Annotated in this window: 15 protein-coding genes; 8 read left to right on the top strand and 7 right to left on the bottom strand. The window is 42.1% G+C overall.

What is annotated here, in order from left to right; all coding sequences use genetic code 11:
- Positions 1 to 234: 234 nt before the first annotated feature.
- Together clpA and clpS are read right to left on the bottom strand one after the other, a co-directional pair.
- A complete protein-coding gene (clpA, locus tag NO992_RS15165; RefSeq protein ID WP_017219467.1) occupies positions 235 to 2499 on the bottom strand; it encodes an ATP-dependent Clp protease ATP-binding subunit ClpA in 2265 nt (754 codons plus the stop codon).
- Between the two features lie 28 nt (positions 2500 to 2527).
- Positions 2528 to 2845 (bottom strand): ATP-dependent Clp protease adapter ClpS, encoded by a 318-nt coding sequence (clpS, locus tag NO992_RS15160; protein ID WP_010379297.1) that lies wholly within the window; start codon positions 2843 to 2845, stop codon positions 2528 to 2530.
- 199 nt (positions 2846 to 3044) lie between these two features.
- Between clpS and cspD the strand changes: the two genes are divergently transcribed.
- From cspD to NO992_RS15120, 8 genes are all read left to right on the top strand, one after another.
- Positions 3045 to 3263 carry a cold shock domain-containing protein CspD gene (gene cspD / locus NO992_RS15155; protein ID WP_010379294.1) on the top strand — a complete coding sequence of 73 codons (219 nt, stop codon included), beginning with the start codon at positions 3045 to 3047 and terminating at the stop codon, positions 3261 to 3263.
- A gap of 490 nt (positions 3264 to 3753) precedes the next feature.
- A complete protein-coding gene (locus NO992_RS15150) occupies positions 3754 to 5973 on the top strand; it encodes an NADP-dependent isocitrate dehydrogenase (protein ID WP_371378533.1) in 2220 nt (739 codons plus the stop codon).
- Between the two features lie 111 nt (positions 5974 to 6084).
- Positions 6085 to 6753 (top strand): pseudouridine synthase, encoded by a 669-nt coding sequence (locus NO992_RS15145; RefSeq protein ID WP_371378530.1) that lies wholly within the window; start codon positions 6085 to 6087, stop codon positions 6751 to 6753.
- A 114-nt stretch (positions 6754 to 6867) separates the two neighbouring features.
- The gene (gene mnmA / locus NO992_RS15140) at positions 6868 to 7968 is read left to right on the top strand and encodes a tRNA 2-thiouridine(34) synthase MnmA (protein WP_010379287.1); all 1101 of its coding nucleotides are present in this window, start codon (positions 6868 to 6870) and stop codon (positions 7966 to 7968) included.
- On the top strand, positions 7968 to 8570 hold the full coding sequence (gene hflD / locus NO992_RS15135) for a high frequency lysogenization protein HflD (RefSeq protein ID WP_010379284.1): 603 nt from the start codon (positions 7968 to 7970) through the stop codon (positions 8568 to 8570). The genes mnmA and hflD overlap by 1 nt, the downstream gene beginning before the upstream one ends.
- A gap of 227 nt (positions 8571 to 8797) precedes the next feature.
- Complete coding sequence (gene purB, locus NO992_RS15130) at positions 8798 to 10168, top strand: adenylosuccinate lyase (protein WP_010379282.1); 1371 nt, start codon at positions 8798 to 8800, stop codon at positions 10166 to 10168.
- Between the two features lie 87 nt (positions 10169 to 10255).
- Complete coding sequence (locus tag NO992_RS15125; RefSeq protein WP_017219472.1) at positions 10256 to 11443, top strand: cupin domain-containing protein; 1188 nt, start codon at positions 10256 to 10258, stop codon at positions 11441 to 11443.
- A 133-nt stretch (positions 11444 to 11576) separates the two neighbouring features.
- A complete protein-coding gene (locus NO992_RS15120) occupies positions 11577 to 12035 on the top strand; it encodes a GNAT family N-acetyltransferase (RefSeq protein WP_017219473.1) in 459 nt (152 codons plus the stop codon).
- Here NO992_RS15120 and NO992_RS15115 read toward each other — a convergent pair.
- The 5 genes from NO992_RS15115 to NO992_RS15095 form a co-directional block, all read right to left on the bottom strand.
- Positions 12019 to 12468 carry a DUF4826 family protein gene (locus tag NO992_RS15115; protein ID WP_010379277.1) on the bottom strand — a complete coding sequence of 150 codons (450 nt, stop codon included), beginning with the start codon at positions 12466 to 12468 and terminating at the stop codon, positions 12019 to 12021. The genes NO992_RS15120 and NO992_RS15115 overlap by 17 nt on opposite strands.
- A 463-nt stretch (positions 12469 to 12931) precedes the next feature.
- The gene (locus NO992_RS15110; RefSeq protein WP_371378525.1) at positions 12932 to 13882 is read right to left on the bottom strand and encodes a sensor histidine kinase; all 951 of its coding nucleotides are present in this window, start codon (positions 13880 to 13882) and stop codon (positions 12932 to 12934) included.
- 4 nt (positions 13883 to 13886) lie between these two features.
- Positions 13887 to 14426, bottom strand: coding sequence for a heme NO-binding domain-containing protein (locus NO992_RS15105; RefSeq protein WP_010379274.1), 540 nt, complete (start codon positions 14424 to 14426; stop codon positions 13887 to 13889).
- Between the two features lie 130 nt (positions 14427 to 14556).
- Positions 14557 to 15954, bottom strand: a complete 1398-nt coding sequence (locus tag NO992_RS15100) for a hypothetical protein (protein ID WP_010379273.1) — start codon at positions 15952 to 15954, stop codon at positions 14557 to 14559.
- 99 nt (positions 15955 to 16053) lie between these two features.
- Entirely contained in the window at positions 16054 to 16350 is a 297-nt protein-coding gene (locus NO992_RS15095; RefSeq protein WP_010379271.1) for a DUF1330 domain-containing protein, read from the bottom strand.
- Positions 16351 to 16640: the final 290 nt, after the last annotated feature.

Genomic DNA, 16640 nt, shown 5'->3' with positions numbered 1-16640 from the left:
TGTCTTCCGTGCTCGTTAATCTGCGTGTGTAGATTTATACTAAGTTGATGCCGTAAACTCGTTGATACCCAAGCGACTTCAAAATGCTGATGTTACTTAGGTATACCAAGTTCATTCAAGCAATTAGTATACACGAACGACTAACACTGAGTTTGAGAGACGGTAATACCGCATCAAACTGAGTGAGAACAAAAAGCCCAGCGACGCTGGGCTTTTATAAATACCTCAAAGGTTTTATGCTGACACCGCTTCCGTTTGGTAATCAAAGGACAACTTGTTGTCTTTCACCGTAACTTTCACTGTCCCACCATCAGACAAATGACCAAACAAGATTTCATTGGCAAGTGGCTTTTTCAGGTTGTCCTGAATAACCCTCGCCATTGGACGAGCCCCCATTGCCTTGTCGTAACCCAGATCTGCCAGCCAATCTCGTGCTTGCGCCGTAAGTTCCAGATTAACCGATTTCTTATCAAGCTGCGCTTGCAATTCAACAATGAATTTATCAACAACTTGCAAGATAACTTCTTTCTCTAGGTGGTTGAACCAAATGATGTTATCCAAGCGGTTTCTAAACTCTGGTGTGAACACCTTATTGATTTCTACCATGGCATCATGAGAGTAGTCTTGCTGCTGGAATCCAATCGATTGACGAACAGTCTCTTGTACACCCGCATTTGTTGTCATCACCAACACAATGTTTCTAAAGTCTGCCTTACGACCATTGTTGTCTGTTAGCGTACCATGGTCCATAACCTGCAATAGAATGTTGTAGATGTCTGGGTGCGCTTTCTCTATTTCATCGAGCAACACCACTGCATGAGGATGCTTGATTGCAGCCTCGGTCAACAGACCCCCCTGCTCAAAGCCAACATACCCAGGAGGCGCACCTATTAGGCGGCTAACGGCATGGCGCTCAGAGTACTCAGACATGTCGAAGCGAATAAATTCTATGCCCATGCACTTAGCAAGCTGCTTGGTTACTTCAGTCTTACCAACCCCCGTAGGACCTGCAAACAAGAATGAACCTACAGGCTTGTCTTCATTAGCAAGACCAGAGCGTGATAAGCGAATTGCTGATGTTAACGCGTCAATCGATTCATCTTGTCCAAACACCAGCATCTTCAAGTTACGATCAAGATTCTTGAGCGTTTCTTTATCACTAGATGACACGCTTTGCTGTGGAATACGCGCCATTTTAGACACAATCGCTTCAATGTCCGACACATTAATCGTTTTCTTACGTCTTGAAGTTGGTTGTAGCCTTTGACTGGCGCCCGCTTCGTCAATGACATCTATTGCTTTGTCAGGCAAGTGACGCTCATTGATATATTTAGCACTGAGTTCAGCAGCCGCTTTTAACGCTTTTTGCGTGTAACGAATACCATGGTGCTCTTCATAACGCTCTTTCAATCCATGTAAGATCTTAGTGGTATCTTCAACACTTGGTTCAACCACATCAATTTTCTGGAAGCGGCGCACTAACGCTCTGTCTTTCTCAAAAATATTTTTGAATTCAGAGTATGTTGTTGAGCCCATACAGCGAAGTTGTCCACTCGATAACAGTGGCTTAATTAGATTAGACGCATCCATTACACCACCTGAAGCAGCGCCAGCGCCGATAATGGTATGGATTTCGTCAATAAATAATATCGCATGAGGTTTCGATTGAAGTTCTTTTAGTAGCGCTTTAAAGCGCTTCTCAAAGTCACCGCGATATTTTGTACCCGCAAGTAATGCCCCCATATCCAGTGAGTAAACCACTGCATCGGCAATTACATCAGGTACCTGGTTATTGACTATTCGATACGCTAAACCTTCAGCAATCGCAGTTTTACCAACCCCCGCTTCACCAACGAGTAATGGGTTATTTTTCTTACGACGGCACAGTACCTGAACCGTACGCTCAACTTCCTCATCACGACCAACCAGCGGATCAATGCGGCCAGATTCCGCTTGAATATTTAGATTAGAAGTGAAATTTTCCAGCTTGGTTTTCTCTTCCTGTTGCATTTCACCGCTATCGTCTTGCATTTCTTCATGATCTTCTTGCTCGTGATCATCTTCAATCTTAGAGATACCATGACTAATGAAATTAACGATATCCAAGCGGCTCACGTCAGCCTTTTTCAGTAAATAAACAGCCTGGCTTTCTTGCTCAGAAAAAATAGCAACAAGTACATTTACTCCAGTCACTTCTGAGCGACCAGAAGATTGAACATGGAATACAGCGCGTTGTAGCACACGTTGAAAACCAAGTGTTGGTTGTGTTTCTCTGTCTTCCTCTAAATCTGGAATAACAGGCGTAGTTTCATCAATAAACTCTGATAACTCGCGCTTCAAGGTATCCATATCGACACCACAGGCATCTAGCGCCTCACTAGCAGAAGGGTTATCGATCAATGCAAGTAATAAATGCTCAACCGTCATAAATTCGTGACGGCGAGAACGAGCCTCGCGAAACGCGGCATTAAGAGTAAGTTCTAAGTCTTTGTTTAGCATTGGCAACCCCCAACAAGAAATTTATAGGTCATTCCTGCTCACAACTACAGAGCAGCGGGTGCTCGTTGTCACGAGCATATCGGTTTACCTGCTCAGCCTTAGTATGGGCTATGTCAGCAGGGTATACTCCACATACCGCTTTTCCCTTGTGATGCACTTCAAGCATCACCTCAGTTGCTCTCTCGCTATCCATATTGAAGAATGTCGTCAATACCTCGACAACAAAATCCATGGGCGTGTAATCATCATTATTCAAAATCACTTTATATTTTCGCGGCGGTTGAAGCTGCTGCTTCTGTTCCTCGCGAACGGCGTCCAATACACCAGAATCTTTTGTCCCACTCATAATAAATATAGTCTTGTCTTATATACTCAAGCAAATAGATTTGAGAAATAAATAAAATGTTAAAAAAAAGAGCAAAAAACTTGACTGCTTGCTCATATAAACTACAGTCTTACATGACTGTCTAATCTATGGGCAGTTTAGCAAAATTAAAAGAGTAGATTAACTTTAATTTAGTCAACTTATAGAAGGATGTAGAAGTATGGCTTGCGGAAAAGTCAAATGGTTCAATAACGCCAAAGGGTTTGGTTTCATCGTAGAAGACGGCAGTGACGAAGATATCTTTGCTCATTACTCAACGATTGTAATGGATGGATACAAGACGCTTAAAGCTGGTCAGGATGTATCATTCGAGCTACAACAAGGGCCCAAGGGTCTACACGCAACTAACATTGCTCCAATTACGGAAGATGTTGTTTAAGTGTTAAGTAGTTTTTGGCTAAAGCGGGTTACATGAGTGCTCGCTTATTCCTCACTTTGAATCGCTCCTCCAAATCTAAAAGAAATTTTCAGCCTTTTCTTGTCTCGTTTGTTATAACTTTTCACTTTTACACTTTAAATTTAATAATTAGCCCCCATATGCAAACACTGTTAGACTAAAGCACGCTTGCAAAGTCAATTTCAGGTTGGTTAGATATTGCTACTTGATGCATTTCAATGCTGAATGAAAACCAGTTATTGTAATAAGCCAAAAGTATAAATACCTAACAAACTTGCTAATGCTGCGCTACCTAGACATCGATTCTAATGAGCATTGTCGAGGTTTTTTTGCATCTTTCACTAATCGCTTAGTGAACTGGTCCAGTTTAAACCAGCTACAACAACACGTTGTTGAGTGTGAAAATTGCGTCGCTTAGTCCTATTAGCAATTGTTGAACGGCGTAACAGCCCACAACTATCTAGGAATGATGATGACATCGAAAATTATCTATACCAAAACAGATGAAGCCCCGGCTCTCGCAACATACTCGCTATTGCCAATCATCCAAGCATTCACTAAGCCTGCAAATATCGAAGTTGAAACTCGCGATATTTCACTTGCAGGACGTATTATTGCGACTTTCCCTGAGTACTTAAAAGAAGAACAACGTATTGGTGATGCACTCGCTGAGCTAGGTGCCCTTGCTAAAACGCCTGAAGCTAACATCATCAAGTTACCTAATATCAGTGCTTCAATTCCACAACTTCGTGCAGCGATTAAAGAATTGCAAGCTAAAGGTTACGCGCTCCCAGAGTATCCTTCTGAAGCCAAAACAGACGAAGAAGCAGGTGTTAAAGCACGTTATGACAAAATCAAAGGCAGTGCAGTAAACCCAGTACTTCGTGAAGGTAACTCAGACCGCCGTGCTCCAACTTCAGTCAAAGGCTACGCTCGTAAAAACCCGCATTCAATGGGTGCTTGGTCGAAAGACTCACAGTCTTATGTTGCATCAATGGCTGACGGTGACTTCTTCGGTTCTGAACAATCGGTAACGGTTGCTGAAGCGACTGATGTTCGTATTGAACACGTAGCGATCAATGGTGACATCACCGTACTTAAACAAAGCACGCCACTACTTGCAGGTGAAATCATTGACGCCTCTCGTATGAGTGTACAGGCACTACGTGAATTCTTAGCAGCACAAGTACAAGAAGCAAAAGATAAAGGCGTTCTATTCTCGCTACACATGAAAGCAACCATGATGAAGGTGTCAGATCCAATCATCTTTGGTCACGCTGTAAAAGTATTCTACAAAGACGTATTCGAGAAACATGCAGCGACATTTGCTGAAATCGGTGTTGATGCAAGCAACGGTGTTGGCGACGTGTACTCAAAAATTGAGTCGTTGGACGACGCGAAGCGCAAAGAAATCGAAGCTGACCTTGCAGCAGTTTACGAGACAGCACCTGATATCGCGATGGTAGACTCAGACCGTGGTATTACAAACCTGCATGTACCTAGTGACGTGATCATCGATGCATCAATGCCTGCAGCAATTCGTTCAAGCGGCCAGATGTGGAATGCTGAAGGTAAACAACAAGATACTGCTTTTGTGATCCCAGATCGTTGTTACTCAGGTGTGTACGGCGCAACTATCGATTTCTGTAAAGAAAATGGTGCATTTGACCCACGTACTATGGGTACAATTCCTAACGTCGGTCTAATGGCACAAAAAGCGGAAGAGTACGGTTCACACGACAAAACGTTTGAAGCGCCATCAGCTGGCACAATCCGCGTTGTTGATGCTGCGGGCAACACTTTACTTGAGCATACCGTTGCTGAGGGCGACATCTGGCGTATGTGTCAGGTGAAAGATGCACCGATCAAAGACTGGGTAAAGCTAGCGGTTAACCGTGCTCGCGCAACGAATACACCTGCCGTTTTCTGGTTAGACGAAGCCCGTGCTCACGACGCTGAACTTATCAAAAAGGTAAACGCATATTTGCCTGAGCATGACACTGATGGCCTTGAAATCCTAATTAAAGCACCAGTGGATGCAACACTATACTCTCTAGAGCGCATGAAAAAAGGCGAAGATACTATTTCAGTAACGGGTAACGTATTACGTGATTACCTAACTGACCTATTCCCAATTTTAGAGCTTGGAACGAGTGCGAAAATGCTATCTATCGTTCCACTAATGAATGGCGGTGGCTTATTTGAAACTGGTGCGGGTGGTTCTGCGCCTAAACATGTACAACAGTTCGAAAAAGAAAACCACTTGCGTTGGGACTCGCTAGGCGAATTCCTTGCACTTGCTGCTTCTTTTGAGCATTTGAGCCAAACAACGGGTAATGCTAAGGCACAAGTACTTGCAGATACATTAGATGCAGCAACGGCTAAATTCTTAGATGAAAATAAGTCACCTTCACGTAAAGTGAAAGAGCTTGATAACCGTGGTAGCCATTTCTACCTTGCAATGTACTGGGCTCAAGAGCTTGCTGCACAAGACAAAGATGCAGAGCTTAAAGCTAAGTTTGAAAATGTTGCTGCGGAACTAACAGCAAAAGAGGCTGATATTGTTGCAGCACTGAATGAAGCACAAGGTCAAGCAATGGATGTTGGTGGTTATTACCAGCCAGAAGACGACAAAGCGTTTGCAGCTATGCGTCCTTCTGCGGTATTTAACGACGTATTAGCGTCACTGTAATCTTCGGATAACAGTCAAAAAGCGGCCCAAGGGTCGCTTTTTTGCTTTCAGGCGACACTCGCGAGCAATTACGCTAAAATGCCATTTTTCGTGAACCTTAGGAATGTGGCAATGAGCACAAGTAGTAGAGCCAACACAAATAACAAAAGAAAATCACATGCTAATAAGCCCGCATTCTCTAGATACAACACAACACGAAAAAAGCCAATTACTAGCCGGCAGTCAAAACCCGCCCTATCGCCAGAGCAAGTAAAAGTCGTTCTATTTAATAAGCCTTTTGATGTTTTGTGTCAGTTTACTGATGATCAAAATCGTCAAACATTGGCTGATTTTATTGATATCAAAGATGTGTATGCAGCAGGTCGCTTGGATAGAGATAGTGAGGGGCTATTGCTACTGACCAACTGCGGTAAATTACAAAACACCCTGACTTCTCCTAAAAAATCGACATATAAAACCTACTGGGTTCAGGTCGAAGGAGCGCCAAGTGGCGAAAGCCTAAATGCGCTTAGAAACGGTGTAGCACTAAAAGATGGTCCAACTTTACCTGCCAAAGTAGAAGTAATAACTGAGCCCAATGTTTGGCCACGTAATCCTCCGATTAGAGAACGCAAAAATATCCCGACAACCTGGCTTGCTATTTCCATCAAAGAAGGACGTAATAGACAAGTTCGTCGTATGACGGCGCATATTGGTCATCCCACGCTTAGACTGATTCGCGCACAAATAGGCAAATATAGTCTGGGCGATCTCAAAAACGGTGAATATCGAGTACTTTAGCATTTCCTACTAGGACTTTTCTCCTGCGCTTGAACGCCTCACGGGCGTGCAATTTAAAGAGATTTGAGTATAATAAGCGCTTTCTATCTGAGCATTAAGATTAATAGCGAAATTATGAGCGATAATAGTCACATTAAAGTCATTGTCGGAATGTCCGGCGGTGTAGATTCTTCTGTATCTGCCTACCTTTTAAAACAACAAGGCTACCAAGTAGAAGGCCTGTTTATGAAGAACTGGGAAGAAGATGACAATGATGAGTATTGTGCAGCAGCTGAAGATCTAAAAGATGCTCAGGCAGTGTGTGATAAGTTAGGTATTGAGCTACACACCGTAAACTTTGCTGCTGAATACTGGGACAATGTGTTTGAACACTTCCTTGAAGAATACAAGGCTGGTCGTACACCAAACCCAGACATCATGTGCAACAAAGAAATCAAATTTAAAGCCTTTTTACAGTTTGCAGCAGAAGCATTGGGTGCGGACTATATCGCAACGGGCCACTATGTTCGTCGCGCAGAGCGTGACGGTAAATTCGTTATGCTTCGTGGAGATGACGAGAACAAAGATCAAAGCTACTTCCTTTACACATTAAGCCATGAACATATTGCGCAAACACTCTTCCCTGTTGGTGAAATTGAAAAGCCAGAAGTGCGTAAAATTGCAGAAGATCAAGGCCTAATCACGCACGATAAAAAAGATTCAACCGGGATCTGCTTTATCGGTGAGCGCAAATTTAAAGACTTCCTTGCCAAATTTTTACCCGCGCAGCCTGGTGTGATTGAAGATTGTGAAGGTAATCATGTTGGTGAACATGAAGGCCTGATGTACCACACGCTAGGTCAACGTAAGGGTCTATTAATTGGTGGTTCTAAAGAAGGCAACGGCGAACCTTGGTATGTGGTAGATAAAGATATCGAACGTAATGTACTGGTTGTTGGTCAAGGTAAAAACCACCCTCGCCTGTTCAGCAACGGTTTAAACGCAAATCAGCTACATTGGGTTGACCGCGTAGGTCCACAAGGTACAACTCGCTGCACGGTAAAAACACGTTATCGCCAAACCGACATCCCTTGTACGTTATTAGTTGGCCAAGATGGCATGGCACGTGTGCTATTCGATGAGCCACAAAAAGCCGTAACTCCCGGACAATCTGCGGTATTCTACGCAAATGACGTGTGCCTTGGCGGCGGTATTATTGAGTCGGTGATTAAATAATGCAAAACCAATACGTAATGCCTCTGGCGGCAATGTGTCAGATCAGTAAACTGGTACAAAAATGTGCGCGTTACGGCACCTTCAATGAAAACGAAGTTGAGGGCTTTTTAAAAAGCATTATTAATACTTCTCCTGAACGCCCTGAGGACGTTTACCCAGACAAATTTGCCATCAAAACAGGCTGTCGAACGCTAATCGAGCAGCTTTCGGCTGGCGGCGAAAAAGACGTTGAAATGGTTAAGTATGTTGGCGCTATGATGCAATTAGAGCGAGTGCTAAGTAACGATAGCAAATCTCTTGATTTATTAGCACAAAAAATTCAGCAAGTTGAGCGCCAGTTATTACACTTTGATATCTGTGAAAGCCAAGTTGTTGCAGCACTTGCCGACATTTACGGTCAAGTAATAAGCCCTCTTGGCCCTAAGATCCAAGTATTCGGTAAGCCTGAGTTATTAAAACAAACAGCAACACAACAAAAAATTCGGGCGCTATTACTTGCGGGGATCCGTAGTGCAGTACTGTGGCGCCAGCTCGGTGGTAAACGTCGTCATTTCTTTTTTGCGAAAAAGAAAATCATTACTGCTGCAAAGAGTTATATATAATATCAATTTGTCTTAATACTTGCTCAATTTGAAGGAGCAGATCTGACGCTAACAGCGTTAAAAATTTCTTATTTAGAACAACTAAATAGCAAAATTTTTGCCTTGTTATCGACTAGATTTTCTCGCCTCAAAATAGACCATTTAATTAATCAAGTTGGTATAAAATTCGTAGTGGTTCTTAAACCACTATCTAAGTATCGTTCAAAAACAAATAGTTAGGAGTTATTATGGAGCTTTCAGCGTTAACCGCTATCTCTCCTGTGGATGGTCGCTACGGTAGCAAGACCAAAGAACTGAGAAGCATCTTCAGTGAATTTGGCTTGATCAAATACCGCGTCATCGTAGAAGTTCGTTGGCTACAAGCGCTAGCGAGCAGCGACGCCATTAAAGAAGTACCCGCTTTCAGCGATAAAGCCAATGCACTTCTTGATAGCATCGTTGAAAACTTCAGCGAAGCAGACGCAGCACGCGTAAAAGAGATTGAGCGCACCACTAACCACGACGTTAAAGCTGTAGAATACCTTCTTAAAGAAAAAGTCGCTGACAATGCCGAGCTAAATGCAGTCAATGAATTTATTCATTTCGCATGTACATCTGAGGACATCAATAACCTTTCTCATGGCCTAATGTTAACTGAAGCGCGTGACACAGTCTTACTGCCATACTGTGATGAGCTACTGAGCGCAATCAAAGACAAAGCGGTTGAGTATAAGTCAATTCCAATGATGACTCGTACACACGGCCAACCTGCTTCACCATCAACCATGGGTAAAGAGTTTGCAAACGTGTATGTTCGTCTGCAACGTCAACGTCAGCAAATCGCTAACGTACAAATGCTTGGTAAAATCAATGGTGCCGTTGGTAACTATAATGCTCACCTCAGCGCTTACCCAGATTACGATTGGCATGCACACAGTGAACGCTTTGTATCAAGTCTTGGTTTAACTTGGAATCCGTTCACAACGCAAATCGAACCGCATGACTATATCGCTGAGCTATTCGATGCGATTGCACGCTTCAATACTATCTTAATTGACTTTGATCGTGACGTTTGGGGTTATATCGCGCTAAACCACTTCAAGCAAAAAACCATTGCTGGTGAGATTGGTTCTTCAACAATGCCTCATAAAGTTAACCCTATCGACTTTGAAAACTCTGAAGGTAACCTTGGCATTGCTAACGCTATCTTTGCGCATCTTGCACAAAAGCTACCTGTTTCGCGCTGGCAACGTGACCTAACTGACTCAACTGTTTTACGTAACTTAGGTGTTGGTATGGGTTATGCGCTTATCGCGTATCAAGCAACGCTTAAAGGTGTCAGCAAGTTAGAAGTTAATGCTGAGCGTTTACTTGCTGAGCTTGATGATAACTGGGAACTACTAGCAGAGCCAATCCAAACGGTAATGCGTAAGTACGGTATCGAAAAGCCATATGAAAAGCTAAAAGATCTTACTCGTGGTAAACGCGTAAACAAAGAAATCATGGCTGACTTCATCGATAACTTAGACTTGCCTAATGAAGTAAAAGCACAGATGAAAGAAATGACGCCAGCAAACTATATTGGTCGTGCTGAAGCGTTCATTGACGAACTAAACTAAGTATAAAGCGACACTAGTTTTTTACTACTTGGTATAGAATAAGCGAAAGAGTCCACTCTTTCGCTTTTTTATTACTGGAATTTCCCAATGTATCAACTGCAAATTAATGACCTTACCTTCGAACAATTTCTTGCCCAGTATTGGCAGAAGAAGCCACTACTCATCAAGCAAGGATTCCAAGATTTTGAAGACCCAATTGAGCCTGAAGAACTTGCCGGCCTTGCAACTGAAGACTGCATAGAGTCTCGAATTGTTACTAATCACAATGATAACTGGGAAGCCCATCACGGCCCTTTTGAACAATTTGATTTACTCACTGATAGCAACAGTACTCTATTGGTCCAAGCTGTTGATCACTGGCACCCACAAGCCGCAGAGCTAATAGAAGCATTTCGATTTATACCAAATTGGCGCATAGACGACTTGATGATTAGCTTTTCGACGCCTGGTGGTGGCGTTGGTCCGCACTTAGACCAATATGATGTTTTTATAATTCAAGGACAAGGTAAACGTCACTGGCGAGTTGGCGAACGGGACAACAGCCTAAAGCAATTTGCGCGCAACAAGAGTCTATTACAAGTAGGGCAATTCGACGCAGTCATTGATGCAGTCCTTGAACCGGGTGATATCTTATATATTCCACCAGCTTGTCCTCACGAAGGTTACGCAGTTGAGGATGCTTTAAACTACTCAGTTGGCTTTAGAGCACCTGATCAAAAAGACTTGCTTTCAAGCTTTGCTGATCACGTAATTGATATGGAAGCTGGCAAACGCCGTTTTAGCGATCCAGAATTGCAACTCAGAGCGTCTATTGGCGAAGTTACCTGCAGCGACCAACAACAGATAAAGTCTCTGCTCAATGCTTTACTTGAAGATAAGGCACTATACAGTCAATGGCTTGGAAAAACACTCAGCGAACCAAAACATGAGATGGACCTCGCGCCATTAGACCCCATAATTGATCCTCAGGAGCTTCTCGAGATCGCCAAAGATAACCCGTTGGTTTATCGCGCTGGAGGAGTACGTGCTATTTACCAAATCTGTGACGATCATATTTTGTTCAGTGTTAATGGTGAAAACTATGAATTAGACCATCATTGTTTAGATGCCGTAAAACAGCTAAGCGATCATGTTGTGTTTGAGTTTAATGCAATAATTCCTGCATTAAATAGTTTGGAATTTAAACAAACGTTAACTAAACTGATTAATGATGGGACCTACTTCGTTGAAGACAGTGATCCAGCCGATGCTGACTTCGATGAGGGCTGGGAGTAGAGCCTGTTAGAACAAGATAGCCGCGTTCACAAAAACAACAATATGCCGCGAAACCCTTGATCTTCGAGGTTTTCGCAAGCTCTAGCTTGTCGCTAAACAGGGAATGCAGGTGCAATCTGTAGATGGGGGCAGTATGAGTTATAGGATCAGTAGAGTAACTTGGCAAACCAAAAAATTGGAGCTCAAAGCGATACGCGAGCGCGTGTTTGTGTATGAACTTCACATTCCTAAAGAAGTTGAGTTTGATCAGCAGGATATCACTGCTGAGCACTTAATCATTATTGACGAACTCGATGGGCCAGTTGGCACAGGGCGACTGTGCGAAGATGGGTTATTAAGCCGCATTGCCATATTCAAATCTCATCGAAATCGAGATGCCTACGCGTCGTTGATTGGGGGGCTTGTTGACTTGGCAAAAGATAAAGGCTTTGAAGATGTTTTTATCCAATGCATTTTGGATGAAGTGCCCGAATTTTTACAATCGGGGTTTTCCACGCATGGGCACGTATTTATGGAAGCTGGCATTCCAAGACAGCGCTTGAAATGCCCTATCCAATCACTCAAGATGGAACCATTTACGATGCTTCATTAGCCCAAAGTTCATCTTTAGCGAAAAGGTCATATAGACCGTGAGCTCGGTTTACTAGTAGATTAGCAAACTGGGCTTGTGTTTTTTCTACTGGCTTTGCAGACATAATTTCTTCCGCTTTCATCTGCCAATGGAATGAAAAATAGCGCAATGCTTCACGTGCTGTAGCAGCTGCTGATCCCTCAATATGATCCGTCGGTAGATTACCTGTGATCACCCAATACTTTTTGCCGTTTTGACCTTTGATTTTCCAAAGCGCAACCAATGGCTCAATATAACGACATTCTTTTTCAATAATACTCTGCGGTAACACCCCTTTATCCGCGAGATGTTTTTGTGCAGCTTGCACACAGCTACGCTGCCATTGTATTGATCGTTGCTGTTGTTGTTCTGGTGTTAACGTCTCTTGCTGCGGTTGGTTTTGTTCTTCACTCATTGATCACCCTTTTATTCTTTTTAGATTACCGAATAGCATTTTACTTTATCGTTATTTACGCGGTGCGTTTCATAACAAATTATTCAGCAAATCTGTTTTGATTCTTATACACCAAGCACTCAAACGCTTGCGAAGTTACCTGATACTAAGCTTTTGCAGTCATAACGGCAATACGAACAAAGGAATTTTGAGTTTATATGATTAATTACTGAGCTGTAAGTTTCGAGAAAGTTTCTTTTTCTATTCTAGCCACATCGACAGAGATATTATTTGTCAAAGGGCAATGCGTGTTGCGACCTTTAACGAAACGGCTAGCTTTATAGTGAAATTACAACATCCCTAGCAAATTATTAGTCTGAATCATAGTCGGTGCTACATATGCCTAGTTAGCCTGACAACGCGACAAGTATCCATCGGATTGTGTAGATTAATGCATTTTAAGATTGGGACAGGCGCAAGTTTCTCACTGCTCCAGAGGAAAGGAAATAGTAAACTGACTACCTACACCTTCTTGACTCTGAACATCAATTTTTCCTTTGTGCTCTTTTACAATGGCATGAGTAATGGCAAGTCCCATGCCCGTACCTTCGCCGACAGGCTTAGTCGTAAAGAAAGGATCGAATAATCTAGGAAGCACATCAGCATCAATTCCAATTCCGTTGTCACTAACGCTTAAGATAATATCTTGAGCGTTACCCGGTGCGAGTAACACTTCTATTGATTTATGTGATTTATGGCTCATGTCTACCGCATATTTAGCATTCACCAACAGATTGATGATAGCTTGTTTTAGCGCTCCCTCCTTGCAATAGATAGTTGGCACATCTTCGACCGCGACGGTTAGCTCGTATCCCTTAAGTTGACCATGAAGCAAACGAAGTGTGTCTTCAACAATAGACTTTAGAGACGCCCTACTGAAACTATCGTTATTAGAGCGGGAGAAATTCATTAAATCGTTTACTATGGTTTTAATTCGCTCGCAGCCGTGCAGCGTATCATAAACGAGATCCGGCAAATCATTCGTAATCTCGTCAACACGTTGCCTTAAATATATATCAATAAGGCGAGCTTCCAATTGTTCTCCTTTCAATTCATTTTGCTCAAGTAATTTTACTGTCTCAAGCAACTGCAAGATTGGCGAGATATAATAATTAAGTGACTCAAGGTTACCCGCCACATATGCCAACGGATTATTTAATTCATGCGCAACGCCTGCTGATAGTGTTCCTAACGTTGCCATACGTTCGTTGTTTATTAGTACGGCTTGTTGATTCTTAAGCTGTTCTAATTGACGTTCAAGTGTTTGATTAGCCAAATATAACGCACGCGTTTTCTCTTCAAGTAATGACTCAACTTCATCACGTGCACGACGCTCTCTTAGATACGCCTTTTTATAATCGTTATATTCAGACATCGAATTAATCCAAATGAAGAATGAGTACGCAATGTTCAGCGCCGCTGTGCATGCACTGTGGATGTTCAATTGTTAGTTTGCGACTGTAAAACTGTGCGGCACCATAAAGTAGTCCTTCCGCACAAAAACACAATTTACGATTCGAGCAATACTCTAATACGATAGTTTTGTCATCTTTCACTATCGCCGAAATTGAGGGGAGGTTAGGTTCGTCGTAAAGCTTTTTTACCTCCATGTGTATCACACTATCGATAGATAAAACCAACTCTTCAAACGACGCAAATTTCGATGAGATACCTTTGTGTTTTTCTGCCAAAAATCCAAATAATGACTGTCCGAAAATGGCTAATACATCTGTCAATGGCTTATTCAATTTGTCAGCGACGCCTTGTGCTAACGCAAATAATTCTGCATCTGGGTAGGATGTAGGGGAAACATAAACTCTTCCCTCAGGTGCATGTGCTTCGAGTAACTCATCCCAAGCTTGCATGCCAATCGCTTCTACGACTAATTCTTCTAAACCTCTAAATATCACGCCGCGCATTAAACTCTCCCTTAACAAAGTTGCTGCGTTATATAGTCAAGACTCACCTCGAAACAAGCCTTTGAATTAACTAGCTTGTTTCGTTCTTAATTAAGTGTAGAACAATATTTGGGATGTAATAGATCTTTCTCTATTCAGCTATAGGAGTTTGTTCGTCAAGCTCAATTGTATCGAGTTCAATTCTTTCAAGCATAGACATATTGAGAAAGTTATCTAGCTCCTCATTATGCGCAAATACCTTTTCTTTTATGCCTTGATAGTAGTCATTTACAATTCCAGCTAAATTGCCCTCCATCCAAGTTTCGACAGAGTCTGAGCGCTTAAACGCATCGGGGTTTTCTTCCACATCTTCTAAAATAGATAGCCACATATTGAGTTCAGCGCGCACTGGCATACCTTCTGACTGCTCCATGACATCATTCATCCAACCGAGCCCCTGATTTTCATAGGCTTTTATCAGCTGATTGTATAACCTACTTTTTTCGTTATCGTCAGCTGGTGCACCTTTAAATTTAACGTATTCTCGATTGTCAGTTCTAAAGTATTCGGTGTTCTCATTTTCGTAACTGAGTTTGCTCAATCTTGCGAACAGGTTATTCGGCTCCCGCGTATCTACTTCGTTTAACATTTCTATAAAAGTAGTTCGGTCATTCGCCTTAACCAAGGTTGCCATATCTAGCATGCCACGACTTGTATCAAAATCAGAATGTGCTAAATGCGCGTTCAGATCTAAAAGATCACCGTCTGAGAATTTGTTATCAATAATAAATTTTGCATAGTCATTTAATAACTGGTTGTTCATGTCACCATACGCATTAAATTGGTCGAAAAGATCTGCCTCTCGCACAGTTAAGTCCATGTCTGCTCTACCGTCTTCATCCAATAGATAAGCTGGCAACGCCGGATCTGAAAAAACTTTATTTTCAGCCTGCTCCATTAAGCTTGACATGGTTTTTACGGTATCTTTTAATAAGTCATCAGACATACTACTCAGTTTATCAATCAACTTTTCTGAGTAGTCTTCACCCCTTTGACCAAAGCTGTTCACACTAAGTGACTGAACGATAAAATCGGTGAGCTGACCGAGCTCTTCATCAGTTAATCTGTTAGCCACGTCTAGAAGCGATTCCGTGGGCTTGATGTGTGCAAATTTAATCTGTTGTTCTTCATTCAAACGGTCAAAGATCGCTAAAAATTCATCAATTTTTTCTCGGCCTTCAAAGTCACCGTAAGTATCCTTATAGATACGGCCATTTTCATCCGTCCCTATGTGCTCTCGATGAATACCGTAACTTTTCATGCCTAACATTCTGAATTCAAAATTACGCATAAAGTCTCTATCATATGAGACAGGTGACTCGGTGTAGGAAAAATCAATTGTGAACTCACTATTCACATCTGTAAGTTGGGATACCTCTTCATCAGGTCTATCTTTTGCGATCGCTTTGAGTGCGTCTTGCATTTCTTTCGACGAAGATGGAGCACCAACACTGCCATGGTTGGTGTGAAATTGTGGCTTTATATTCATAACCTATATCCTTGTTACAAATTCAATTTACCGCGGAGTTACTAAACGTTATCGACCCACATAGAATAAACTTTACCCAATTTTGCTCCTATTTGATAATTACCTAGTGTAGCTCGCCAAAATATCAAACCCACTGACACTATCTTCAAAGTATCGCGCTTTTACCTCTACATATTCAGCATCACTGAAGAAGGACTCCATTGAAGCTTGATCAGGAAAGTATATGGTAAAAAGTCGATTAGCTTGGCACTGTCCCTCTGTTAGCAAGGTTTCTGCAATATGAAAATCGTTACTAAATCCACCACCATATTGTCTTAAGATTGGCTTCATCGCTTCACGATATTTGGCATATTGCTCGCTGTTATGAATTTCCATCGCCACTAACATCTCATACATAATTTAGCCCTTTTAGAGTAGTTAACCTGAACTCGGTATAACAACTTGTTCTCTAGCAGCTGTTATCCCTTACTACTGCGTTAAATTTGCTTGCAATAGGCTAGCTATTGACGCACAAATTTGCCTTGTATTAAGAAATAACTTCTGGCTAGAGTGATATTACACTTTTGAACTTAGGTATTTTAGTGAATTAACTAACTTCTTATCCCGAGTTCATATATGGTCTCCTCCCTTATTGCAAGGTTTCTTTAGTAAATAACAGGGACAGGATTGCTGTCATATATACGGTC

The organism is Pseudoalteromonas sp. DY56-GL79 (genome assembly GCF_041414765.1).
In the GTDB taxonomy this organism is placed as follows: Bacteria; Pseudomonadota; Gammaproteobacteria; order Enterobacterales; family Alteromonadaceae; genus Pseudoalteromonas; species Pseudoalteromonas piscicida.
The sequence above is the reverse complement of the archived record's forward strand: the minus strand, read 5'-3'. Positions and strand labels throughout refer to the sequence as shown.